Below are 4,566 nucleotides of genomic sequence, written 5' to 3' on the forward strand. Positions count from 1 at the left end.
GGTGTGGGGAGGGCGGGCGCGGGCGCGGGGGCGGTCAGACGGGCAGGGCGGAGGACGGCGAGGGCGCCTCCCGGTCGGGGAGGCCGGCCTCCAGTTCGCGTACGAGCGGCAGGACGCGCTCGCCGAAGTACCGGACCTCCTCGTGGTAGTGCAGGAAGCCGAGCAGGAAGAGGTCGACGCCGAGCCGCCGGTAGGCGACGATGCGCTCCGCGATCTGCTCGGGGGTGCCGATGAGCCCGGTGCGGAAGCCGTCGTTGTACTGGACGAGGTCCTCGAAACCGGAGTCCTGCCACATGCCCTTCTGGTCCGCGGTGGACCGCCCCGCCTGCTTGACGGCGGCACTGAAGCCCTCGACGGCCTCGGTGTCGGCCTTCGCGACGATCTCGCGCAGGGTCTCCCGGGCCTCGGCCTCGGTGTCGCGGGCGATGAGGAAGCCGTTGAGCGCGAACTTCGGCGGGGTACGGCCCGCTTGGGCGGCGGCGGCCCGGACGTCGGCGAGCTGCTCGGAGACGCCGTCGAAGTCCTTGCCGTTGGAGAAGTACCAGTCGGAGACGCGGCCGGCCATGGCACGGGCGGCGGTGGAGTTGCCGCCCTGGAAGATCTCCGGGTGCGGCCGCTCGGGGGTGTTGAGGGGTTTGGGCTTGAGGGAGAAGTCCCGCAGCCGGTAGAAGTCCCCGGCGAGTTCGGTGTGGTCCTCGGTCCAGATCTGGCGCAGGGCGCGGATGAACTCCTCGGAGCGGCGGTAGCGCTCGTCGTGCTCCAGCCAGGGCTCGCCGAGGGCGGTGAACTCGCCCTTGAACCAGCCGGAGACGACGTTCACGGCGAAACGTCCGCCCGAGAGGTGGTCGGCGGTGGCGCCGAACTTGGCGAGGACCCCCGGGTGCCAGAGGCCGGGGTGGACGGCGGCGATGACCTTCAGCCGCTCGGTGGCCAGCAGCAGGGCGAGGCTGAAACCGGTCGACTCGTGCTGGAACTCGGCGCCGTAACTGGCCATGTACCGGACCTGGCTCAGCGCGTATTCAAACCCGTTGTTCTCGGCCAGGACGGCCAGTTCCCGGTTGTACTCGTACCCCCAGTCGGTACGCTGCTCGATCTTGCTGGTGACCAGGCCGCCACTGACATTGGGGACCCAGTAGGCGAATTTCGCGGGCGCTGTGGAAACGGGCGCGGACATACGTACTCCTGTTGGTGACGTCCTTGGGCACGCCGGAATTCAACGGGCGTACGGCTGCCCGGAATGCGGCGTGCGGGAACACGGCCGTACCGGCGACGACGGGTGTTCCGGGAAGGGGTGGGATACGGCGGCGGATCGGAGAAGAGGGAGATCAGGCCGCGGCGCAACAGGAGGCGCTGGCGACGCGCGCGAGGTCGACATGGCGTCGCCGCGTGAGTTCCAGTCGCATCTTCATGTCCCAGATCGTGGCAGCGCGCGTACGCGCCAGTCAAGGTAAACCCGATAGGTCTCGTATCACGGACCATTGAATTTAACGAAGGTGTGACAGGGAAACCCTTGCACGGTCCGCGAGCGGGACAGAATTCTGATGCGGTGCGTACGGAACAGCTCGAATACATCGCGGCCGTCACCCGGCTCGGCTCCCTTCGCCGGGCCGCCGAGGAGCTGCGCCTTTCCCAGCCCGCACTGAGCGAGACCGTCCGGAACCTGGAACGGGAGCTGGGCGTCGACCTGCTGGAGCGCAAGCGGTCCGGGGCCACGATGAGCGCGGAGGGCAGGGAACTGCTGCCGCACATCGTCGGGGTCCTCGAGGCGGTGGACCGGCTGCGCACGGCCGCCGGCGAGCAGCACCGGGTCAGCCGGATGGTCCGGGTGGGGACGGTCAACGCGGCGACGGTCCCGCTGGTCGTTCCGGTGGTGCGGGAGTTCCGGGCCACGCATCCGGCCACCCAGGTCGAGGTGGTGGCGGCGCAGCAGGCCGACATCCAGCGCTCCCTGTCCGAGGGCGGTTTCGACCTCGGCCTGGTCAATCACCTCGACGGCGACGACATGCCCGCGGGTCTGCACTCCGCCGAACTGCTGCGCGGCCGGCCGGTGGTCTGCGTACGTCCCGACAGCCCGCTCGCCGCCCTGCCCGCGGTGTCGGCGTCCGACCTGATCGCCCAGCCGCTGATCGCGATGCGCACCGGCTATGCGATGCACCGGTACGTCCACCGTTTTCTGGGCGGGCGCACCCCGTCCTTCTCGTACTCCACCGACGGTGCGGAGATGGGCAAGCTGATGGTCGCCGAGGGGCTCGGGGCGACGGTCCTGCCGGACTTCAGCGTCGTCGGCGACCCGCTGGAGCGGCTCGGCACGATCACGTACCGGCCGCTCGCCGGGGACACGACCAAGGTACGTCTGATGCTGCAGCGCCGCCGCGCGGACTCCGTACCGCAGGCGGCCGACGACCTGCACGGCACCTTCGTACGGCGGGCACGGGAGCTGAGCGGCGGGCGGGGTGGCGTCCGGCCGTCGGGGACGTGAGGGGCGGCCCGCTCCCCGGCACGGCGTCCGGCACGTCGAGCGTCAGGACTCCAGGTACCGCAGGACCGCCAGGATCCGGCGGTTGTACCCGCCGGTGTGCGCGAGGTCGAGCTTGTCGAAGACCGCGTTGAGGTTCTTCTCCACGGTGCTCTGGGAGATGTGCAGCTTCTCCCCGATGGCCGCGTTGGTGTGTCCCTGGGCCAGCGTCTCCAGGACGCTGCGCTCGCGGGGGGTCAGCCGGGAGAGCGGGTCGGTGTGCGTCGTACGGACCACCAACTGCCGTACGACCTCGGGGTCGATGGCGGCGCCGCCCGCATGGATCCGTTCCAGCGCGTCGAGGAACTCCTCCACCTGGGCGACCCGGTCCTTGAGCAGGTAGCCGACGCGTTCCGCACCCGACGCCAGGAGTTGCGCCGCGTAGGTGCGCTCCAGGTGCTGGGACAGCACCAGGACCCCGACTCCGGGCCACCGTTCGCGGATCTCCAGCGCGGCCCGCAGCCCCTCGTCCGTGTGGGTGGGCGGCATCCTGATGTCCACGACGACCAGGTCCGGCGGACCGGCCTCGACCTCCCGCAGCAGGGTGAGGGCGTCACCCGCCGCGGCGGGGACCTCGTGGCCCTCCTCGACGAGCAGCCGGACCAGCCCCTCCCGCAGCAGGGTCGAGTCCTCGGCCAGCATTACGCGCACGGCAGCTCCGCGGTGATCGTGGTGGGTCCCCCGGTGGGGCTGTGGACGTGCAGCCGGCCGTCCAGCGCACCGACCCGGCCCTGCAGCCCGGTCAGTCCGCCGCCCTCCGGCCTCGCGCCGCCGACGCCGTCGTCCTCGACCCGGACGACGAGGACCGGTCCGTGCCGGCGGACGCTCACCCGAATCCGGGTGGCGGCCGAGTGCTTCGCGGCGTTGGTGACGGCCTCCGAGACGACGAAGTACGCGGCGGTCTCCACGGAGGCGGGCAGCGGTTCCGCGAGCGCGAAGTCCGTCCGTACGGGAATGCCGCACCGCTCGGACACCCCCGCGAGCGCCTCCTGGAGCCCCAGGCTGTCCAGTGCCGCCGGGTACACCCGCCAGGCCACTTCCCGCAGTTCGGTCAGGACGTCCTGCGACTCCCGGTGCGCCTGGTCCAGCAGGGCGCGCGCCTGCTCGGGCGTGCGGCCGCCGCGACGGGCCCGTCCGAGGAGCATCGCCACGGCCACCAGTCGCTGCTGCACCCCGTCGTGCAGGTCGCGTTCGATGCGCCGGCGCTCGGCGTCGACCGCCTGGAGCACCGCCGCCCGGCTGGTGGCCAGTTCGTCGATGCGCCGCTGCATCAGCTCGCCCTCGGAGGGGCCGAAGCACTCGCGGGCCAGCCGCGCGTCGAGCGCCTCCAGCGAGAACAGGCCCTGCACGTCGAGGAAGAGCAGCACCCCGCCGAGCAGGACCTGGCCGAGCAGCTCCTGCCATGCGAGGGTGCCCCGGAGCAGGCTCGCGACGAGCAGACCCGCGAGGACGGCACCGAAGGCGAGCAGGCCGAGCACGACACCGGTGAGCAGACCGGCGTACGTACGGGCGGCGAGGTAGTGCAGCACGCGGGGGCCGGGCACGGGACGGTCGGGGAAGCGGTCCCCGAAGAAGAAGGAACGGCGCCGGCGTTCGAGCCCCGTCAGCCGTCGGGCACCGGCGATCAGGACGGCGTACGCCCGCCCGCGGGTGCGCGGCCACAGCAGCAGCGGGCCGAGCGGGACGCCGACACCGACGAAGTACGCCAGTCCCAGCAGCGCGGCCGGGCAGCTCAGCAGGACACCGGCCACCCGCCGGGGCAGCGCCGGGGGCGGTGCTGCCGTCCCCTCGTCCCCCAGCGGCTCGCCGCCGGCCTCCGTCGGGAGAGGCCGGACGGTCGTGTCCGCCGAATCCCCTTGCACGCCGACCGAGCGTAGCCGGGCGGCACAACCCGGGCAAGATCGTCCGACCCGGGCGGGTTCGGGGGCGGGGCCGGGGGCGTGCGCCCCCGCGGGGCCGGGGCGCCCGGCGGGGGGGCGGGCCGGGGGCGGGTCGCGCAGCCCGGCGCTTACGGGGTGCCGCAGCGCCCACCCGTGCCGCCCTGGGGGTAC

Annotated in this window: 5 protein-coding genes; 1 reads left to right on the forward strand and 4 read right to left on the reverse strand. The window is 72.5% G+C overall.

What is annotated here, in order from left to right; all coding sequences use genetic code 11:
• Positions 1-34: 34 nt before the first annotated feature.
• Positions 35-1,174, reverse strand: a complete 1,140-nt coding sequence (gene sfnG, locus HZS56_RS37205; RefSeq protein ID WP_216725227.1) for a dimethylsulfone monooxygenase SfnG — start codon at positions 1,172-1,174, stop codon at positions 35-37.
• Between the two features lie 151 nt (positions 1,175-1,325).
• Positions 1,326-1,409, reverse strand: a complete 84-nt coding sequence (locus tag HZS56_RS39180) for a putative leader peptide (RefSeq protein ID WP_359920292.1) — start codon at positions 1,407-1,409, stop codon at positions 1,326-1,328.
• 137 nt (positions 1,410-1,546) lie between these two features.
• Between HZS56_RS39180 and HZS56_RS37210 the strand changes: the two genes are divergently transcribed.
• Positions 1,547-2,479: a LysR family transcriptional regulator gene (locus HZS56_RS37210; RefSeq protein ID WP_216725228.1), complete on the forward strand. Its 933-nt coding sequence runs from the start codon at positions 1,547-1,549 to the stop codon at positions 2,477-2,479.
• Between the two features lie 42 nt (positions 2,480-2,521).
• Here HZS56_RS37210 and HZS56_RS37215 read toward each other — a convergent pair whose 3' ends face one another.
• Both HZS56_RS37215 and HZS56_RS37220 read right to left on the reverse strand, forming a co-directional pair.
• Positions 2,522-3,157, reverse strand: a complete 636-nt coding sequence (locus HZS56_RS37215) for a response regulator (RefSeq protein ID WP_216725229.1) — start codon at positions 3,155-3,157, stop codon at positions 2,522-2,524.
• Positions 3,157-4,377, reverse strand: coding sequence for a sensor histidine kinase (locus HZS56_RS37220; RefSeq protein WP_374201245.1), 1,221 nt, complete (start codon positions 4,375-4,377; stop codon positions 3,157-3,159). The genes HZS56_RS37215 and HZS56_RS37220 overlap by 1 nt, the downstream gene beginning before the upstream one ends.
• Positions 4,378-4,566: the final 189 nt, after the last annotated feature.

The sequence above is a fragment of the Streptomyces mayonensis genome (assembly GCF_018982965.1).
GTDB classification, from domain to species: Bacteria; Actinomycetota; Actinomycetes; order Streptomycetales; family Streptomycetaceae; genus Streptomyces; species Streptomyces mayonensis.